Source organism: Parvibaculum sp., from assembly GCF_035325945.1.
Lineage (GTDB): Bacteria > Pseudomonadota > Alphaproteobacteria > Parvibaculales > Parvibaculaceae > Parvibaculum.
Window position 1 is genome coordinate 1 of the sequence record NZ_DAOKYX010000040.1, and the last position, 15,818, is coordinate 15,818.

General features: G+C 65.2%; 16 protein-coding genes. 5 read left to right on the top strand and 11 right to left on the bottom strand.

What is annotated here, in order from left to right; all coding sequences use genetic code 11:
• A partial coding sequence (gene nth, locus PKA57_RS13835; protein ID WP_324301541.1) for an endonuclease III occupies positions 1–605 on the bottom strand: 605 nt, incomplete at its 3' end.
• A gap of 107 nt (positions 606–712) precedes the next feature.
• Here nth and PKA57_RS13840 point away from each other — a divergent pair.
• Positions 713–1,216 carry a DUF2244 domain-containing protein gene (locus PKA57_RS13840; RefSeq protein ID WP_324301543.1) on the top strand — a complete coding sequence of 168 codons (504 nt, stop codon included), beginning with the start codon at positions 713–715 and terminating at the stop codon, positions 1,214–1,216.
• A gap of 26 nt (positions 1,217–1,242) precedes the next feature.
• Here PKA57_RS13840 and PKA57_RS13845 read toward each other — a convergent pair whose 3' ends face one another.
• The 6 genes from PKA57_RS13845 to dnaK all read right to left on the bottom strand — a co-directional run bounded on the left by PKA57_RS13845 (position 1,243) and on the right by dnaK (position 8,042).
• Entirely contained in the window at positions 1,243–1,875 is a 633-nt protein-coding gene (locus tag PKA57_RS13845; protein ID WP_324301545.1) for a 2,3-bisphosphoglycerate-dependent phosphoglycerate mutase, read from the bottom strand.
• Positions 1,876–1,914: 39 nt separating this feature from the next.
• A complete protein-coding gene (gene dapB / locus PKA57_RS13850; RefSeq protein ID WP_324301547.1) occupies positions 1,915–2,730 on the bottom strand; it encodes a 4-hydroxy-tetrahydrodipicolinate reductase in 816 nt (271 codons plus the stop codon).
• Positions 2,731–2,863: 133 nt separating this feature from the next.
• A complete protein-coding gene (locus PKA57_RS13855) occupies positions 2,864–4,246 on the bottom strand; it encodes a porin (RefSeq protein ID WP_324301549.1) in 1,383 nt (460 codons plus the stop codon).
• A 200-nt stretch (positions 4,247–4,446) separates the two neighbouring features.
• A complete protein-coding gene (locus PKA57_RS13860) occupies positions 4,447–4,785 on the bottom strand; it encodes a DMT family protein (RefSeq protein ID WP_324301552.1) in 339 nt (112 codons plus the stop codon).
• Between the two features lie 74 nt (positions 4,786–4,859).
• The gene (gene dnaJ, locus PKA57_RS13865) at positions 4,860–6,011 is read right to left on the bottom strand and encodes a molecular chaperone DnaJ (protein WP_324301554.1); all 1,152 of its coding nucleotides are present in this window, start codon (positions 6,009–6,011) and stop codon (positions 4,860–4,862) included.
• 105 nt (positions 6,012–6,116) lie between these two features.
• Entirely contained in the window at positions 6,117–8,042 is a 1,926-nt protein-coding gene (dnaK, locus tag PKA57_RS13870) for a molecular chaperone DnaK (RefSeq protein ID WP_324301557.1), read from the bottom strand.
• A 247-nt stretch (positions 8,043–8,289) separates the two neighbouring features.
• On the opposite strand from dnaK, the gene PKA57_RS13875 reads away from it, so the two are divergent.
• Positions 8,290–8,931, top strand: coding sequence for an alpha-ketoglutarate-dependent dioxygenase AlkB (locus PKA57_RS13875; protein WP_324301572.1), 642 nt, complete (start codon positions 8,290–8,292; stop codon positions 8,929–8,931).
• Here the strand turns inward: PKA57_RS13875 and PKA57_RS13880 are convergent.
• From PKA57_RS13880 to hrcA, 3 genes are all read right to left on the bottom strand, one after another.
• Positions 8,928–9,635: an NnrU family protein gene (locus PKA57_RS13880; RefSeq protein ID WP_324301559.1), complete on the bottom strand. Its 708-nt coding sequence runs from the start codon at positions 9,633–9,635 to the stop codon at positions 8,928–8,930. The genes PKA57_RS13875 and PKA57_RS13880 overlap by 4 nt on opposite strands.
• A 242-nt stretch (positions 9,636–9,877) precedes the next feature.
• Positions 9,878–10,507 (bottom strand): nucleotide exchange factor GrpE, encoded by a 630-nt coding sequence (gene grpE, locus PKA57_RS13885; protein WP_324301561.1) that lies wholly within the window; start codon positions 10,505–10,507, stop codon positions 9,878–9,880.
• 104 nt (positions 10,508–10,611) lie between these two features.
• A complete protein-coding gene (gene hrcA / locus PKA57_RS13890; protein WP_324301563.1) occupies positions 10,612–11,673 on the bottom strand; it encodes a heat-inducible transcriptional repressor HrcA in 1,062 nt (353 codons plus the stop codon).
• A 203-nt stretch (positions 11,674–11,876) separates the two neighbouring features.
• Here hrcA and rph point away from each other — a divergent pair, with 203 nt between their 5' ends.
• From rph to hemW, 3 genes are read left to right on the top strand one after another with little or no spacing between them, the layout of a single operon-like run.
• Positions 11,877–12,590 (top strand): ribonuclease PH, encoded by a 714-nt coding sequence (rph, locus tag PKA57_RS13895; protein ID WP_324301565.1) that lies wholly within the window; start codon positions 11,877–11,879, stop codon positions 12,588–12,590.
• Positions 12,590–13,195 carry an RdgB/HAM1 family non-canonical purine NTP pyrophosphatase gene (rdgB, locus tag PKA57_RS13900; RefSeq protein WP_324301566.1) on the top strand — a complete coding sequence of 202 codons (606 nt, stop codon included), beginning with the start codon at positions 12,590–12,592 and terminating at the stop codon, positions 13,193–13,195. Before rph ends, rdgB begins: the two co-directional genes overlap by 1 nt.
• Positions 13,176–14,339: a radical SAM family heme chaperone HemW gene (gene hemW / locus PKA57_RS13905; protein ID WP_324301568.1), complete on the top strand. Its 1,164-nt coding sequence runs from the start codon at positions 13,176–13,178 to the stop codon at positions 14,337–14,339. Before rdgB ends, hemW begins: the two co-directional genes overlap by 20 nt.
• On the opposite strand, the gene PKA57_RS13910 is transcribed toward hemW, so the two are convergent.
• Positions 14,336–15,745, bottom strand: a complete 1,410-nt coding sequence (locus PKA57_RS13910; RefSeq protein ID WP_324301570.1) for a penicillin-binding protein activator — start codon at positions 15,743–15,745, stop codon at positions 14,336–14,338. The genes hemW and PKA57_RS13910 overlap by 4 nt on opposite strands.
• Between the last annotated feature and the right edge of the window lie 73 nt (positions 15,746–15,818).

A 15,818-nucleotide genomic window follows, 5' to 3' on the forward strand; every position in this document is an offset into this window, starting at 1 on the left:
AGATCGCGCACATTGCATTGCGGGCAGAGCGGCTTACGTGCGATGCAGGTATAGCGCCCATGCAGGATGAGCCAGTGATGGGCGTGCAGCCTGTAATGCGCGGGCACGACCTTCATCAGTTTCTCCTCGACGGCGAGCGGCGTCTTTCCCGTCGCAAGGCCCGTCCGGTTGGAGACGCGGAAGATATGGGTGTCGACGGCGATGGTCGGCTCGCCGAAGGCGACGTTGAGCACGACATTCGCCGTCTTGCGGCCGACGCCGGGCAATTCCTCCAGCTCCTCGCGGCTTTGCGGCACCTCGCCCTTGTGCTTTTCGACAAGGATGCGCGACAGCGCGATCACGTTCTTCGCCTTGTTGCGGAAGAGCCCGATCGTCTTCACATGCTCGATGAGCCCAGCCTCGCCGAGCTTGAGCATCTTTTGCGGCGTGTCGGCGATCTTGAAGAGCTTTTCGGTCGCCTTGTTGACACCCTTGTCAGTCGATTGCGCCGAAAGCACGACCGCGACGAGCAGCGTATAGGCGTTATGGTATTGAAGTTCTGTTCTCGGCTCCGGCAACGCCCTGGCGAGGCGGGAGAAGAATTCTTCGATATCGGGCTTCTTCATGGGTGGAATTGCCGGAACGTGCGGATGGCGGGAGCGGCCAGAATAAACCCGATTTCCGCCCCTGTCCGGCTGTTGTAGGCCATGGGGCGCAGGCATATCCTTCCCCCATGCAGACAGGTCCCGACCAGTTGCTCGATCCGCCGCTTCACTTCGATGCGCTCGTGACGCCGCACCGCTCGCTCGGGCGCAAGGGCTTCGTCATCCTCATGTCCGGCGTGGTGGCGGTCAATCTCGTTGCCGGCATCATCTGCCTTCTGAAGGGCGCCTGGCCGGTCGTCGGTTTCTGCGGGCTCGATGTCGCGCTCGTCTTCTGGGCCTTCCGCGCCAATTACCGCGCGGCCAACGCCTATGAAACGGTCCAGCTTTCCGACAGCGAGCTTCGCATCCGCCGGGTCGATCGCAAGGGCCGCGCCCGCGGCTGGAGTTTCCAGCCCTATTGGGTGCGGATCGAGCTTGTCGAGCATCCCGACGAGAGCGTCGATCTCTATCTCGTCTCGCATGGCAAGGCGCTGGAGATCGGCCATGCGCTCTCCTCGCCCGAAAGGCTCGATTTCGCCCGCGCCCTTCATCGCGCGCTCACGCGCATGAAGGCGCCGGCGGCTCATGGCTGAAACATGGCCGCCGCGCCGCGAAGCGATCAATGCGCTTCGCGTTCGATCAGGATTTCCTTGCGGAGCACATTTCCCTTGTCGTCGAGCTCATAGACGATGGGCGCGCCGGTGGCGATGTTGAGCGCGATCACCTGGTCCTGGCTGAGCTTGTCGAGCTGCATGACGAGCGCGCGCAGCGAATTGCCATGGGCCGCGACGAGCACGCGCTCGCCCTTCAGCACGCGCGGCAGGATTTCCTTCTCGTAATAGGGAAGCACGCGCTCGGCCGTATCCTTCAGGCTCTCGCCGCCGGGCGGCGGCACGTCATAGGAGCGGCGCCAGATATGCACCTGCTCCTCGCCCCACTTCTTGCGCGCATCGTCCTTGTTGAGGCCGGAAAGATCGCCATAGTCGCGCTCGTTGAGCGCCTGCTCCTTGATGACGGGAAGGTCCGGCTGGCCGAGTTCCTCAAGCAGCAGCCGGTTCGTCTCCTGCGCGCGCGACAGCGCCGAGGTGAAGGCGATGTCGAAGCGATAGCCCTTTTCCTTGAGCGCATGGCCGGCGGCGCGGGCCTCCTCCTTGCCCTGTTCGGTCAGGCCCGGATCGCGCCAGCCCGTGAAAAGGTTTTTCTCGTTCCATTCGCTTTGTCCGTGGCGGACGAGAACAAGGAGGTTCGCCAAGATACTGTTCCTTTATCCGTATACAGATGAAAACCGGCTTCAGTCGAGACCGAGAACGTCAGCCATGTCGAAGAGGCCCGGGCCCTTGCCCTGGCCCCAGAGCGCGGCCTTGATGGCGCCGCGCGCGAAGATGGCGCGATCCTCGGCGATGTGGCCGAGCACGATCCGCTCCGAAGGCCCGGCGAAGATCACCTCATGATCGCCGATGACGCTGCCGCCCCTGAGGCTCGCAAAGCCGATGGCGCCTTCGGCGCGCGCGCCGGTCTGCCCGTCGCGCCCGCGTTCGGAGTGATTCTTGAGTACGATGTTGCGCCCCTCGGCGGCTGCCTCGCCGAGAAGGAGCGCCGTGCCGGACGGCGCGTCGACCTTGTGGCGGTGATGCATTTCGACGATCTCGATGTCCCAGGAGGGATCGAGCGCCCGCGCCGCCTGCCGCACCAGCGCGGCGAGAAGGTTGACGCCGAGGCTCATATTGCCGGCCTTGACGATGGTCGCGTGCCGCGCCGCGGCGCGGATGCGTTCCTCGTCGATCTCTTCCAGACCCGTCGTGCCGATCACGTGGACGATGCGCGCCTGCGCGGCGAGAGCGGCGAATTCGACGCTGGCGCGCGGCACCGAGAAATCGATGAGCGCGTCCGCATCCCTGATGACGGCGAGCGGATCGTCGGAGACGGTGACGCCGAGGGGTTCGGCAAGCCCGGCAAGCGTGCCGAGATCGGCGCCGATATGGGGCGAGCCTTTCGCCTCGATGCCGCCTGCGAGCTGCGCGCCCGGCCAGTCATGAATGAGCCGCAGCAGCGTGCGGCCCATCCTGCCGCCCGCGCCCGTCACCGCTATTCTCACATTCTGCGCCATGGTTTCGCCCGCGTGTTCACACCGCGTGAAATATCCATGGGCGGTATATCAGGCCCGCCTCGTGGCGTAAATCCGGCCTGGCGACGCGCGGGCCCGCCCGGAGCGAGCCGGGCGGGCGAAGCGGCGGGAGAGATTACCAGTCGAGCTGGAGACGCGACTGAAGAACCCTGTAGGTCTGATCCGGATTGCCGGAGGCGGCCACATAGTCGTCCTTGGCGATCACATAGTTCAGCATCAGCCGCACATTGGGGTTGAAGTAGTAATTGGCCCCGAGCGTGTAGTTCGTGCCCGTTCCGCGCGCATCGGCGAGCGTCGTCGGCACGGCCTTGGTGTCGAGATTGATCGGGCTTGCCGCGAGGTTCGCATCGGAAAGATCGAGCCTGCTGTAGCGCATGGCGAGTTGCAGCGCGTTCGTCGCCTTGGGCCGGTCGAAAAGGCCGCTCTTCACGTTGTAATTGCGCTGCTCGCCGGTGACGAACCAGCTTGCTTCCAGATAGCCGCCGTTGATGTCGGCGTCCGCGCCGGAGTTCCGCTGCATGCGGGCGAAGGTCCATTCGCCCTGGAGCGAGAGCGGACCATAGACGAGCGCGAGTTCCGGCCCGTAGCGCAGCTCGTGCTGCACATTGGTCGCCTTTGCCGCGAGCGTGTAGTTCGCGCCATGCGCCTCGGGGAAGGAGTTGAAGGTGGACGAGCCGCTCTCGATGCCCCGGTAGCTGCCGTTCAGGGCGAGATGGAGAACCGTCTTGTCGGTGTTGATGGGCGCATAGAAGCCGCGTCCCGTGAGCGCCCAGTTGCCGGCATTGGAGCCGTTCTGGATGCCGCCGCTCTGAATGCCGCGGGTAAAGAGGCCGCCCGAAATGCCGAAGCTCTCGCCATCGCCATAGGCGATGAGCGCGCCGAGCTGGCGGCTCGGCCACAGCACCGTCGGCAGCGCATATTCCATGAAGGTGTTGTAGCGGTCGCTCGTCTGCGCGCTGAGGCCGAAGGGCTCATACTGATTGCCGACACGGACGAGAAGGTTCTTCGCCAGATCGTGCTCGACATAGGCATCGGTGATCGAGACGCTCGTATTGCCGTAGCTGTAGCCGGCGGGCGCGAAATCGGCCTCGAGCTTGTAGCGCCAGTCGCCGAAGACCTTGCCATAGACATTCATGCGCGCACGGCGGATTTCCGCCCCGTTGCCCATGGGCACGACCTTGCCGCCGTCGTCGTCGATAAGATAGGCGTCCGCCTGAAGCTGGCCGCCGATCCCTATGGAGAACTGCCCGTCGCGGCTTTCCATTTCGAGCTTGTTCGGCTTGAACTTCGGCATCGTGTCGAGATCGGCCGTCTTCTTTTCCATTGCGTCGATCTTGGCGTCGCGCGCCGCGACCTCGGCCTTGAGCGCCTTGAGTTCGTTTTCGAGCGCCTGGATACGCGCCTCGACATCGCCTGCCGCAAAGGCGGGCGCGCTTGCCGCGAAGGTCAGTGCCGCGCCGGTCATGAGCGCGGCCAGGCCGGTTTTCAAAGAGTGCATCGTACTTCCCCACATTCGAGGCGCGGACCGCCGCGCGTCAGGGGAAATTGTCGTCTGGCAAATGCTAAATCTTTGCGAGCGCCGATGCCGGTCGCGACCGTGCCGCGGCGATCTTATGACACAGGTTGCATGCGCATTGTCCGTATGGTCAAGATCGCGTTAACGCGGTTTCGTCCGCGAAAGGAGTACCCCTCACGGGTTCACCCGCGAAAGACAAACCAGGCCCCCGCCGCGATGAGCGCGAAGCCGATGCCCGTGTTCCATGTCGGCGCCTGTCCGAGATAGACGGCCGAGAAGCCGACAAAGACCGTCAGCGTAATGACTTCCTGAATGGTCTTCAGTTGCGCCGCCGAATAGACATCGGAGCCGAGCCGGTTCGCGGGCACAGCCAGGCAGTATTCGAAGAGCGCGAGCCCCCAGCTCACCGCGATCACCAGCATGAGCGGCGTCGCCTTGTACTTCAGATGCCAGTACCAGGCCGTCGTCATGAAGATGTTGGAGAGGGTGAGAAGGCCGATCGGAAGGAGGTAGGCTTGCATGAGGAGGCATCCGAAGAAAAAGGGCCCGATCGTCCTTCGGGCCCTCGATCATAGCGGAATGTCGGCGGCCGCGCTCAGCTCTGGAAGCCGTCCCAGAATTCCTTCACCCGCGCGAAGAAGCCTGAGCTTTCCGGGTTTGTCTCGCCGCTCGACGCCGTTTCGAACTCGCGCAGCAGCTCCTTCTGCTTCTTCGAGAGATGAACCGGCGTTTCGACCGTGACCTGAATATAGAGGTCGCCGATCTCGCGCGAGTTGACGACGGGCATGCCCTTGTCGCGCAGGCGGAACTGGCGGCCGGTCTGCGTGCCTTCGGGGATCTTTAGCTTCACCCGCTTGCCGTTGAGCGTCGGCACCTCGATCTCGCCGCCAAGGGCGGCCTGCGTCATGGCGATGGGGACGCGGCAGAAAAGGTCGGCGCCGTCGCGCTGGAAGATCGGATGGGGCCGGACCGAAAGGAAAATATAGAGATCGCCGGGCGGCCCGCCGCGCAGGCCCGCCTCGCCCTCGCCGCCGAGCCGGATGCGCGTCCCGTCCTCGACGCCAGCCGGAATATTGACCGAGAGCGTGCGCTCGCGTTCCACGCGGCCCGCGCCATGGCAGACCTTGCACGGCTTCTCGATGATCTGTCCCCGCCCGTGACAGGTCGGGCAGGTCCGCTCGATGGTGAAGAAGCCTTGCGTCGCGCGCACCTTTCCCACGCCCTGGCAGGTGGTGCAGGTGATGGGCTTGGAGCCCGGTTCCGCGCCCGAGCCATGGCAGGTGTCGCAGGAAACGGATGAGGGCACGCGGATCTGCGCCTTTTTGCCTTCGAAGGCTTCCTCGAGGCTGAGTTCCATGTTGTAGCGCAGGTCCTGCCCGCGCGTGCGCCCGCCATCGCTGCGCTGGCCGCGCCGTCCACCCATGAACTCGCCGAAGAGATCGTCGAAGATGTCGGACATGGAGGAGGAGAAGTCGCCGCGAAAGCCGGGGTTGAACCCGCCCGCCCGCGCGCCCGCCGTGCCGTCGAAGGCCGCATGTCCGAACTGGTCATAGGCTGCCCGCGACTGCTCGTCCTTGAGCACGTCATAGGCTTCGTTCAGTTCCTTGAACTTGTGCTCGGCATCCTTGTCGCCGGGATTGCGGTCGGGATGAAGCTGCTTGGCGAGGTTGCGATAGGCCTTCTTCATCTCGTCGGCCGTGGCGTTCTTGTTGACGCCGAGCACTTCGTAGAAATCGCGTTTGGACATTTTGTCGTCTCTATACGGACGAACGCCCCGGCAAGCCTGAGCTCACCGGGGCGTCCTCATGCGTATGTGTTGTCACAGGCATGGATCACGCCCCGCGGGATCGGATCAGGCGTTGCCCTGCCCGTCCCGCTTGTTCTCGTCGATTTCCTCGAACTCGGCGTCGACGACATCGTCCTTGCCGCCCGCCTGCCCCTCGGCGCCGGCCTCGGGGCTCGCGCCCTCTTCCTGCGCCGCCTTGTAGATCGCCTCGCCGAGCTTCATCGCCGTCTGGGTGAGGGCATCGGACTTCGCCTTCACATCGTCGGCGGAGCCTTCGCCGAGCGCGCTCTTGAGCGCCTCGACGGCTGCGGTGACCTCCGCCTTCACATCGGCCGGAACCTTGCTCTCGTTTTCCTGGAGCGTCTTCTCGGTCGAATGGACGAGGGCCTCGGCATGGTTGCGCGTCTCGACTTCCTCGCGCTTCTTCTTGTCCTCGGCGGCATGTGCCTCGGCGTCCTTCACCATCTGCTCGATGTCTTTTTCGGAGAGGCCGCCCGACGCCTGGATGCGGATCGACTGTTCCTTGTTCGTCGCCTTGTCCTTCGCCGACACGTTGACGATGCCGTTCGCGTCGATGTCGAACGTGACCTCGACCTGCGGCACGCCGCGCGGCGCCGGCGGAATGCCGACCAGGTCGAACTGGCCGAGCAGCTTGTTGTCCGCCGCCATCTCGCGCTCGCCCTGGAAGACGCGGATCGTCACCGCCGACTGGTTGTCGTCGGCCGTCGAGAAGACCTGGCTCTTCTTGGTCGGAATGGTCGTGTTGCGGTCGATGAGGCGCGTGAACACGCCGCCCAGCGTTTCGATGCCGAGCGAAAGAGGCGTCACGTCGAGCAGCAGCACGTCCTTGACGTCGCCCTGCAGCACGCCCGCCTGAATGGCCGCGCCCATGGCGACGACCTCATCCGGGTTGACGCTCTTGTTCGGCTCCTTGCCGAAGAACTGCTTCACGATCTCCTGAATCTTCGGCATGCGCGTCTGGCCGCCGACGAGCACCACCTCGTCGATCTGCGCCGCCGTCACGCCGGCATCCTTGAGCGCCTTCTTGCAGGGCTCGATCGTGCGCTGAATGAGATCCTCGACGAGGGCCTCGAGCTTGGCGCGCGTGATCTTCATGGCGAGATGCTTCGGGCCCGAGGCATCCGCGGTGATGAAGGGCAGGTTCACTTCCGTCTGCTGCGCGGAGGAAAGCTCGATCTTCGCCTTTTCGGCGGCTTCCTTCAGGCGCTGGAGCGCGAGCTTGTCGCCCCGGAGGTCGATGCCGTTCTCCTTCTTGAACTCGTCGGCGAGATAGTTGACGAGGCGCATGTCGAAATCCTCGCCGCCGAGGAACGTGTCGCCGTTCGTCGCCTTCACCTCGAAGACGCCGTCACCGATTTCCAGAATGGAGAGGTCGAACGTGCCGCCGCCGAGATCGTAGACGGCGATGATCTCGCCGCTCTTCCGCTCGAGGCCATAGGCGAGGGCCGCCGCCGTCGGCTCGTTGATGATGCGAAGCACCTCGAGCCCGGCGATCTTGCCGGCGTCCTTCGTCGCCTGGCGCTGGGCGTCGTTGAAATAGGCGGGAACCGTGATGACGGCCTGCGTCACCTTCTCGCCGAGATAGTTCTCGGCCGTTTCCTTCATCTTCTGAAGGATGAAGGCGGAAATCTGCGAGGGCGAGAACTTCTCGCCATTGGCCTCGACCCAGGCATCGCCATTGTCGGCGCGAATGATGCTGTAGGGCACCATTCCCTTGTCCTTCTGGGTCGTGGGGTCGTCATAGGCGCGGCCGATGAGGCGCTTGATGGCGAAGAAGGTGTTGGTCGGGTTCGTCACCGCCTGGCGCTTGGCCGACTGGCCGACGAGCCGCTCGGCGTCATTGGTGAAGGCCACGATCGACGGCGTCGTTCGCAGGCCCTCGGAATTCTCGATCACTTTCGGAGTGGAACCATCCATGACCGCGACACACGAGTTCGTCGTGCCGAGGTCGATGCCGATTACTTTTCCCATCTCAAAGGTCCTCTTTTCACTGCGGCAGGCCGGGCGAGCCCTGTCATCGTATAGGCGCTCGCACACCGTTGCGGAAGCGTTGTCGATTTCGCGCCCGTGGCGGCTCCGGCTCCCTAAAGGTCCCCCCGAATTGGTGCTGGGGGTTCAACTTGGCTGGGCTGTATATAGGTTTCGCTTCTGTGGCCCGCAAGCGGCACGCGGCATTTGGGCCACAGGGATTGCCATGCGGGAACCGTGGATCGGGTCGATGAAGGAGCGGGCAGTGGCGTTGCCGGTCGAAACCGGGCTCGAAGGTTTCATCCTCTACCCGGCCCTGCTGGACGGGGCGGCGCAGGAGGCGCTCGTCGCCGCGCTCCGCGAGGGCGCGCGAAAGGCCCCGCCCTATCGTCCGCGCATGCCGCGCACCGGCCAGCCCTGGTCGATCATGCAGACGAATTTCGGGCCCCTTGGCTGGGTTTCGGACGAGCGGGGCTATCGCTATGAGCCCCGCCATCCGCTGACGGGCGAGCCCTGGCCGCCCATCCCGGCCATGCTGCTCGACCTCTGGGCGAGGATCGCCCGCTGGCCCGCCCCGCCCGAGGCCTGCCTCGTCAATATATACAGAGGCGAGAAGGCGAAGATGGGCCTCCATCAGGACCGGGACGAGGCGGCGCTCGACGCCCCCGTTCTCTCCGTCTCGCTGGGCGATAGCTGCATCTTCCGGGTGGGGGGATTCGCTCGTGGCGACCGGACACGGAGCTTCCGCCTCGCTTCGGGCGATGTTCTTGTGCTGGGCGGCCCCTCGCGCCTGCGCTTTCACGGCATCGACCGGATCATCCCTGGCTCATCTTCCCTCATCGAGGGCGGCGGGCGCCTCAATCTCACGCTCCGCCGCGTGACGAAGCCTTAATAAGGCTGCCAGCCCGGGATCGGCGAAACGCCGAAAAGCCAGAGATGGCCGCACAGAACGAGCGCAAAGGCAATGAAGGAAGCGAGGATGCGCCACCACGCATCCTCCGTGAACACGAACTTCGTCCGCCCGGCCAGAATGGCGGCGAAGGGCACATTCGAGGTCAGGCGGGCGAAGGCGTCCCATTGATCGCCGAGCATCCGCCGGCGCTTTTCGTCGATGGAAAGCGTGCCGAGGGCGGCAAGCAGCAGGAACGTCCCAAAGAAGATGATCGACGCCTTGTCGCCGTTCACGACGATATGGACCGTCGCCCAGATCATCACCCCCCAGAGAAAGGGGTGGCGGGTGATATGGACGACGCCCTTGGGGCGCGCGTCGCCGCTTTGGATGAAGCGCTCGGAGCGGAAGGCGGTCGGATTGGGCGTGGTGAGGCCGGTCACCGCAAAAAGGAAGGCGATCAGCATGAAGAGCGGCGCGAGATGGGCAAGCCAGGCCGGCGCCACCCAGTAGAGCCGGTTCGGCTCCATCAGCGCCTCGTTATAGGCGATGGCGAGCCAGAGGATGCCGCCCGCCGACGCCGCCGAGAAGAGCCCGAGATAGACCCACTCGCCGGTGAGCGCGACGATCCTGTCGCGCAGCCTCGTCCCCGAAACGATCAGATGGATGCCGAGAAAGAAAGCGGCGGCAGCCCACAAGCCCAGCATATGTTCCCCTCCCAAGGATATAACGCTGTTATAGACGTGGGGTCGCCATCCTCCCGTTCAAGCGCCCCGGGAAAAGAATGCCCCGGATTGCCCGCCTTTTCTTGGTAAATCTGACGTGATCGGCAAAAATATGAGAGCGGCGGCGCGCATATGAGAAAAGCGGCGCACATATGAGAAAGGCGGCCTTTGGGGCCGCCTTCCGTGTTCCATCCCTGTCGGGCCTGGAGCGCTCTCCCCGCGCCTCAGGCCTTGATGTCGACCGTCGGGCCGTTCGAGGGCGCGGAGCCCCCTTCCGGCGCCCTCGCAACGCCGACACGCGCGGCCCTAAGCAGCCGGTCGCCGATCGTGTAGCCCGCCTCGACCACATGGACGACCGTGCCCGCCGGCTGGTCCGCCGTCGGCACCTCGAACATGGCCTCGTGCAGATTGGCGTCGAAGCGGTCGCCCGGCTGGGGCGTGATCTCGCGAATGCCGTGGCGCTCGAAGGTTGAAAGAAGCTGCCGCTCCGTCATCTCGACGCCTTCGATGAGCGCCTTCACGGTCGGCGGCGCGGCCTCGCGTTCGTCCTCCTTGATGGCGGCGATGGCGCGGCGCAGATTGTCGGAAACCTGCACCATGTCGCGGCCGAACCCGGCCGCCGCATAGCGCACGGCATCCTGCCGCTCGCGCTCGCCCCGGCGGCGGACATTCTCCGTCTCGGCCACGGCGCGCAGCAGCCTGTCCTTGAGGTCGGCGATTTCCGCCTTCAGCGCCTCGACCGTCTCGGCAGCGGCTTCGGCTTCCGCGGGCGCTTCGGTTGCGGCCGCGGCGCTTTCCGCCTTCGCCTCCTCAGCCTTCTCGTTTGCCGGTTCGTTGTTCGTCTGCTCGGTCATATCCGCTTCCGCTCGATGGTGTGACGGGGCGCCCCTCTGCGCATTCGCGCCTGCCCCGATGTGCGCATTCGTGAATGTCTTGTCAATATTCGATGTCGGGCCGCTCAGTTGATGAGGCGGCCCACGAGTTTGGCCGTGAAATCGACCATCGGTATGACGCGCGCATAGTTGAGGCGCGTCGGGCCGATGACGCCGAGCACGCCGACGACATGCTGCTGCTTGTCCATATAGGGGCTGACGACGAGCGACGAACCGGAGAGCGAGAAGAGCTTGTTCTCCGAGCCGATGAAGATGCGCACGCCATCGGCCTGCTGGGCGAGGCCCAGTAGCTGCACGAGATCGCGCTTGTTCTCCAGATCGTCGAAGAGAAGCCGCACGCGCTCGAGATCCTCCATCGCATGCACATCCTCCAGAAGCCGCGAACGGCCATGAACGATGAGCGATTTCGAAAGCGGATCATCCGTCTGCGTCGTTTTCGATCCCGACCAGCTCGCAAGTCCGGACGAGACGATGCGCGCGGTGATCTCGTTGAGTTCGGCGCGCTGCGTTTCCATCTCGCTGGCAAGGATCGCCTTCGCTTCCTCGAAGGTCTTTCCCCGGAGCCGCGCGTTGAGATAGTTCGTCGCCTCGACCAGCGCCGAGGGCGGCAGGCCCTTCGGCACCTCGATGACGCGGTTCTCGACCTCTCCGCCCTCGGTGACGATGACGACGAGCGCGCGCTCCCTGTCCACGGGCACGAATTCGAGATGCTTGAGCGCCGCGTCATATTTGGGCGCCAGCACGAAGCCGGCCGCATGGGCGAGGCCCGAAAGCATCTTCGTCGCCTCGCCGAGCACATCCTCGACGCTCTTGTGCTGGCCGGCCACCTGCCGCTCGATCGAACGGCGCTCATCCTCGGAGAGGTCGCCGATTTCGAGCAGCCCGTCGACGAACATGCGAAGTCCCGCCTCGGTCGGCACCCGTCCGGCGCTCGTATGCGGTGAGAAGAGCAGCCCCAGCGCCTCGAGATCCGACATCACATTGCGGATCGACGCCGCCGACAGCGACAGCGGCAGATGCCGCGAAAGAAAGCGGGAGCCAACGGGATCGCCCGTCTCGAGATAGGTCTCGACGACGTGGCGCAAAATCTCGCGCGAGCGATCGTTGAGATCCTTGACGGCGACCATCCTGCCTTGCGCCTCCGGCCAATATGTTTGAAATTCCGCCCGGAAATCCGTTTCCGCGCGATTTGGGTGTGAATCTAGGAAGGCGCCGCGCCCGCGTCAATTGTGCCTGTATGCGCCAATTCGGCTTTTGCCTCCGGGGCCCCGCTCCTTTATGACTTGGGCCCGCTGCCATTCAGGTTTCGAGTTCAGAAGAAAGGTTTCACATGCGTCCGTCAGGCCGTCAGCCCCATGAAATGCGCCATGTGAGCCTCGAGCGCGCCGTCGCCAAACATGCGGAAGGCTCCTGCCTCGTGCGGTTCGGCGATACGCATGTGCTCTGCACGGCAAGCCTCGAGGACCGGGTGCCGCCATGGCTCAAGGGTCAGGGTCACGGCTGGGTCACGGCGGAATATGGCATGCTGCCGCGCTCGACGCATGAGCGCATGCGCCGCGAGGCGGCCTCGGGCAAGCAGTCCGGCCGCACGCAGGAAATTCAGCGCCTCATTGGCCGCAGCCTTCGCGCGGTCGTCGATCTGAAGGGGCTCGGCGAGCGGCAGATCACGCTCGATTGCGATGTCGTGCAGGCCGATGGCGGCACGCGCACGGCGGCGATCACCGGCGCCTGGGTTGCGCTTTACGATTGCATCGAGTGGATGCGCGCCCGTTCCATGCTCGCCGCCTCGCCGATCAAGGATCATGTGGCGGCGATTTCCTGCGGCCTCTATCAGGGCCAGCCGGTCGTCGATCTCGACTATGCCGAGGATTCCGAGGCCGAAACGGATGCCAATTTCGTCATGACGGGCCGGGGCGGCATTTGCGAAATCCAGGGCACGGCGGAGGCCGAGCCTTTCAGCGAGGCGGATTTCGCCAAACTCATGGGTCTTGCGCGTTCGTCGATCGCCGATCTCGTCGAGCGCCAGAGGAAGGCGGTTTCCTGATGTCGCGTCATTTCGATGAGAAAACACTGGTCGTTGCGAGCCATAACAAGGGCAAGGTGCGCGAGATCGCCGAACTCCTCGCCCCCTTCGGCATCGAAGCGGTTTCGGCCGGCGACCTCGGCCTGGAAGAGCCCGACGAGACGGGCGACACTTTTCGCGCCAATGCCGAATTGAAGGCGCTCGCCGCCGCGAAGGCCTCGGGCCGTCCCGCGCTTGCCGATGATTCGGGCCTCTGCGTCGAGGCGCTGAACGGCGCGCCGGGCATCTATTCCGCGCGCTGGGCGGGTCCGCAGAAGGATTTCGACTTCGCGATGGAGAAGGTGCGCCTCGGCCTCGTCGAGGAAGGCACGCTCGACACCCGCGCCCATTTCATCTGCGGCCTTGCGCTTGCCTGGCCCGATGGTCATGTCGAATATTTCGAGGGCAGGGTGGATGGCGAGCTTGTCTGGCCGCCGCGCGGGGAAAAGGGCTTCGGCTACGACCCGATGTTCATTCCGAACGGCCATGACCGCACCTTCGGCGAAATGGAGCCGGATGAAAAGACACCTCTCACCCACAGGGCAGACGCCTTCCGCCAGCTCGTCGATGCCTGCTTCCGGCGCTGAGGCGGAACCGGGTTTCGGCGTTTACGTCCACTGGCCCTTCTGCCTGTCGAAATGCCCCTATTGCGACTTCAACTCGCATGTGGCGGCGAATGTCGATCAGCGCCAATGGGCGGCGGCGCTTGCGCGCGAGCTTGCGCATATGCGCGCACTTACAGGCCCGCGCGAGGTGGCGTCGGTCTTTTTCGGCGGCGGCACGCCCTCTCTCATGGAGGCCGCGACCGTCGAGGCGGTGATGGAGCGTATCGCCGCGCTCTGGACAGTGAGCGGCGATGTCGAGGTGACGCTCGAGGCCAATCCCACCAGCGTCGAGGCTGGCCGCTTCCGGGGTTACAGGCGGGCCGGCGTCAATCGGCTCTCCCTCGGCGTCCAGTCGCTCGACGATCGCGAATTGAAATTCCTTGGCAGGCTTCATTCGGCCGATGAGGCGCTCCATGCCATCGCGCTCGCCCGCGAGACTTTTCCGCGCCTTTCCTTCGATCTGATCTACGCCCGCCCCGGCCAGACGGCCGATGCCTGGGCGCGCGAACTCAGGCTGGCGCTTGCCCATGCCGTCGATCACCTCTCGCTCTATCAGCTCACCATCGAGGAAGGCACCGCCTTCGCCCGCCTTTACGAAAAGGGAGCCTTCCGCCTGCCGGAGGAAGAGGATGCGGCCGCGCTCTATCGCCTCACGGGCGAGATCTGCGCCGAGGCAGGTTTGTCCGCCTACGAAGTATCGAATTATGCGCGGCCCGGCGCCGAGTGCCGCCACAATCTCGTCTATTGGCGCTATGGCGACTATGCGGGCGCGGGTCCCGGCGCGCATGGCCGGCTCACCCTTGGCGGCAGGCGCGTTGCGACCCGCGCGCTGAGGGCGCCCGGCGCATGGCTTGCCGCGGTCGAGGAGAGAGGCCACGGGCTCGAAGCGGAAGACGAGATCGGGCGGGAGGAGCAGGGCGAGGAGTTCATGCTCATGGGCCTTCGCCTTCAGGAAGGCGTATCGCTTGCCCGTTTCGAGCGCCATGCGGGCCATGCGCTCGACGAGGGGCGCATCGCCCGTCTCGTCGAGGAGGGATTGCTTCTGCGAGAGGGCGGCCGCATCCGCGCCACCGATGAGGGCCGCCTCGTCCTCGATCCGCTGCTTGCGCGTCTTCTCGTCGCCTAGAGCGAGGGCGGCACGTTGAAGCTTGCCGGCGCCGGATCGATCACGACGGGGCCGCTGCTGTGCATTTCCATGATGGCGAGGCCGCGCTGTGTCCGCCCGTCGGGGAGGAAGCGGAAGATGCCGTCGACGCCTGCAAAGCCGTCCGGCGCCGTCAGCGCCGAAGTGGTGAAGCGCTGGCCTTCGAGCCGCGAGGAAAGCGCGACGGTGAGGCTCACCGCGTCATAGGCGAGGCTTGCGATGCGCGGCGGCGTTCCGCCATAGGCGCGGATATAGCGCGTCACGAACTGGGCATGCGCCTCGGGCGGCGGCGCGGGATACCAGCCGCCTTCGAGCGAGGGCTCCCGTTCGAGCGAGGGATCGTCCCAGAGCCCGGTGCCGAGAAATTTCACCTTGCGCGGATCGACATCGTAATAGGGAAGCAGCGGCGCCAGCGCCTTCAGTTGCTGTCCGCCTTCGGGCAGGAACACCGCCTGATACGCGACATCGCCGATCGTGTCGCGCTTTTCGAGCGCCTTGAGCCCTTGCGCGTCGCCCGCCTTTTTGAGTTCGGCGCGCCTGGAGACAAGCGCGCCCTTCCGCGCGGCGTAATTCGCGATCCGCTCGACCGCCGCGTTCATGCTCCCGCCATTTGCCGGATAGGTATCGACGGCGACGATATGCGAGCCGCGCTCAGCCACCGCCTGACGGAAGACGCCGCCCACCCGCTCGCCATACTCGTTCTGCGGAAAGAGCGCGGCGAAGCTCGTGAACCCGTGCGTCACCGCATAGTCGACGATGCGGAAGACGTCCTCGTCGGGCGGAAAGGAGAGAAGATAGACGCCGCTTCCGGCGACGCGCTGATCGGTCGAGAACGCGACGACGGGCACGTTCGAGGCTTGTGCGACGGGCGCCACAGCCGTCACTTCCTCGGCGAAGAGCGGGCCGATGATGAGGTCGGCGCCTTCGCGGATCGCTTCCTCCGCCGCGGCGCGCGCGCCTGCCGCGCTGCCGCCGGTCGCCTTCGGCATCAAGAGGATGTCGGGATTGTTGAATTCGAAGAGCGCGAGTTGCGCGGCATTGTAGAGCGAGTTCGAGAGCGTCCGCACTTCGGCGCGCGGCGCGTTGAAGGGCAGGAGCAGCGCCACGCGCACGAGCGATCCGGCCCGGGCCTCCATCCCCTTCGGCGTGAAGAAATTGCCCGCATCGCGCGTCGGCGGTCCCGCGGGCCGGGCCGGAACGGGCTGTGGCGCGGGCTCGATGACGGGCGGCGGTGCCTGCACGACGGGGCGCGGCGGCGGCGCTTCCCCGCCGCCAAAGCCGGCACAGGCGGACAGGCCGAGCAAGGCGCCGAAAACGAGAGCCGCCCGGACCCCGGACTTGAGGCCGGACATGAAGTTGGAAGGGGACTTGTGGGTCGGGGCAGCCAAGAGGGTCTTCCTCGCAAACGATGGATGCTGGAGCCTAAAGCATTTTCAGGCGAAGTGGATACCGGTTCGCCGT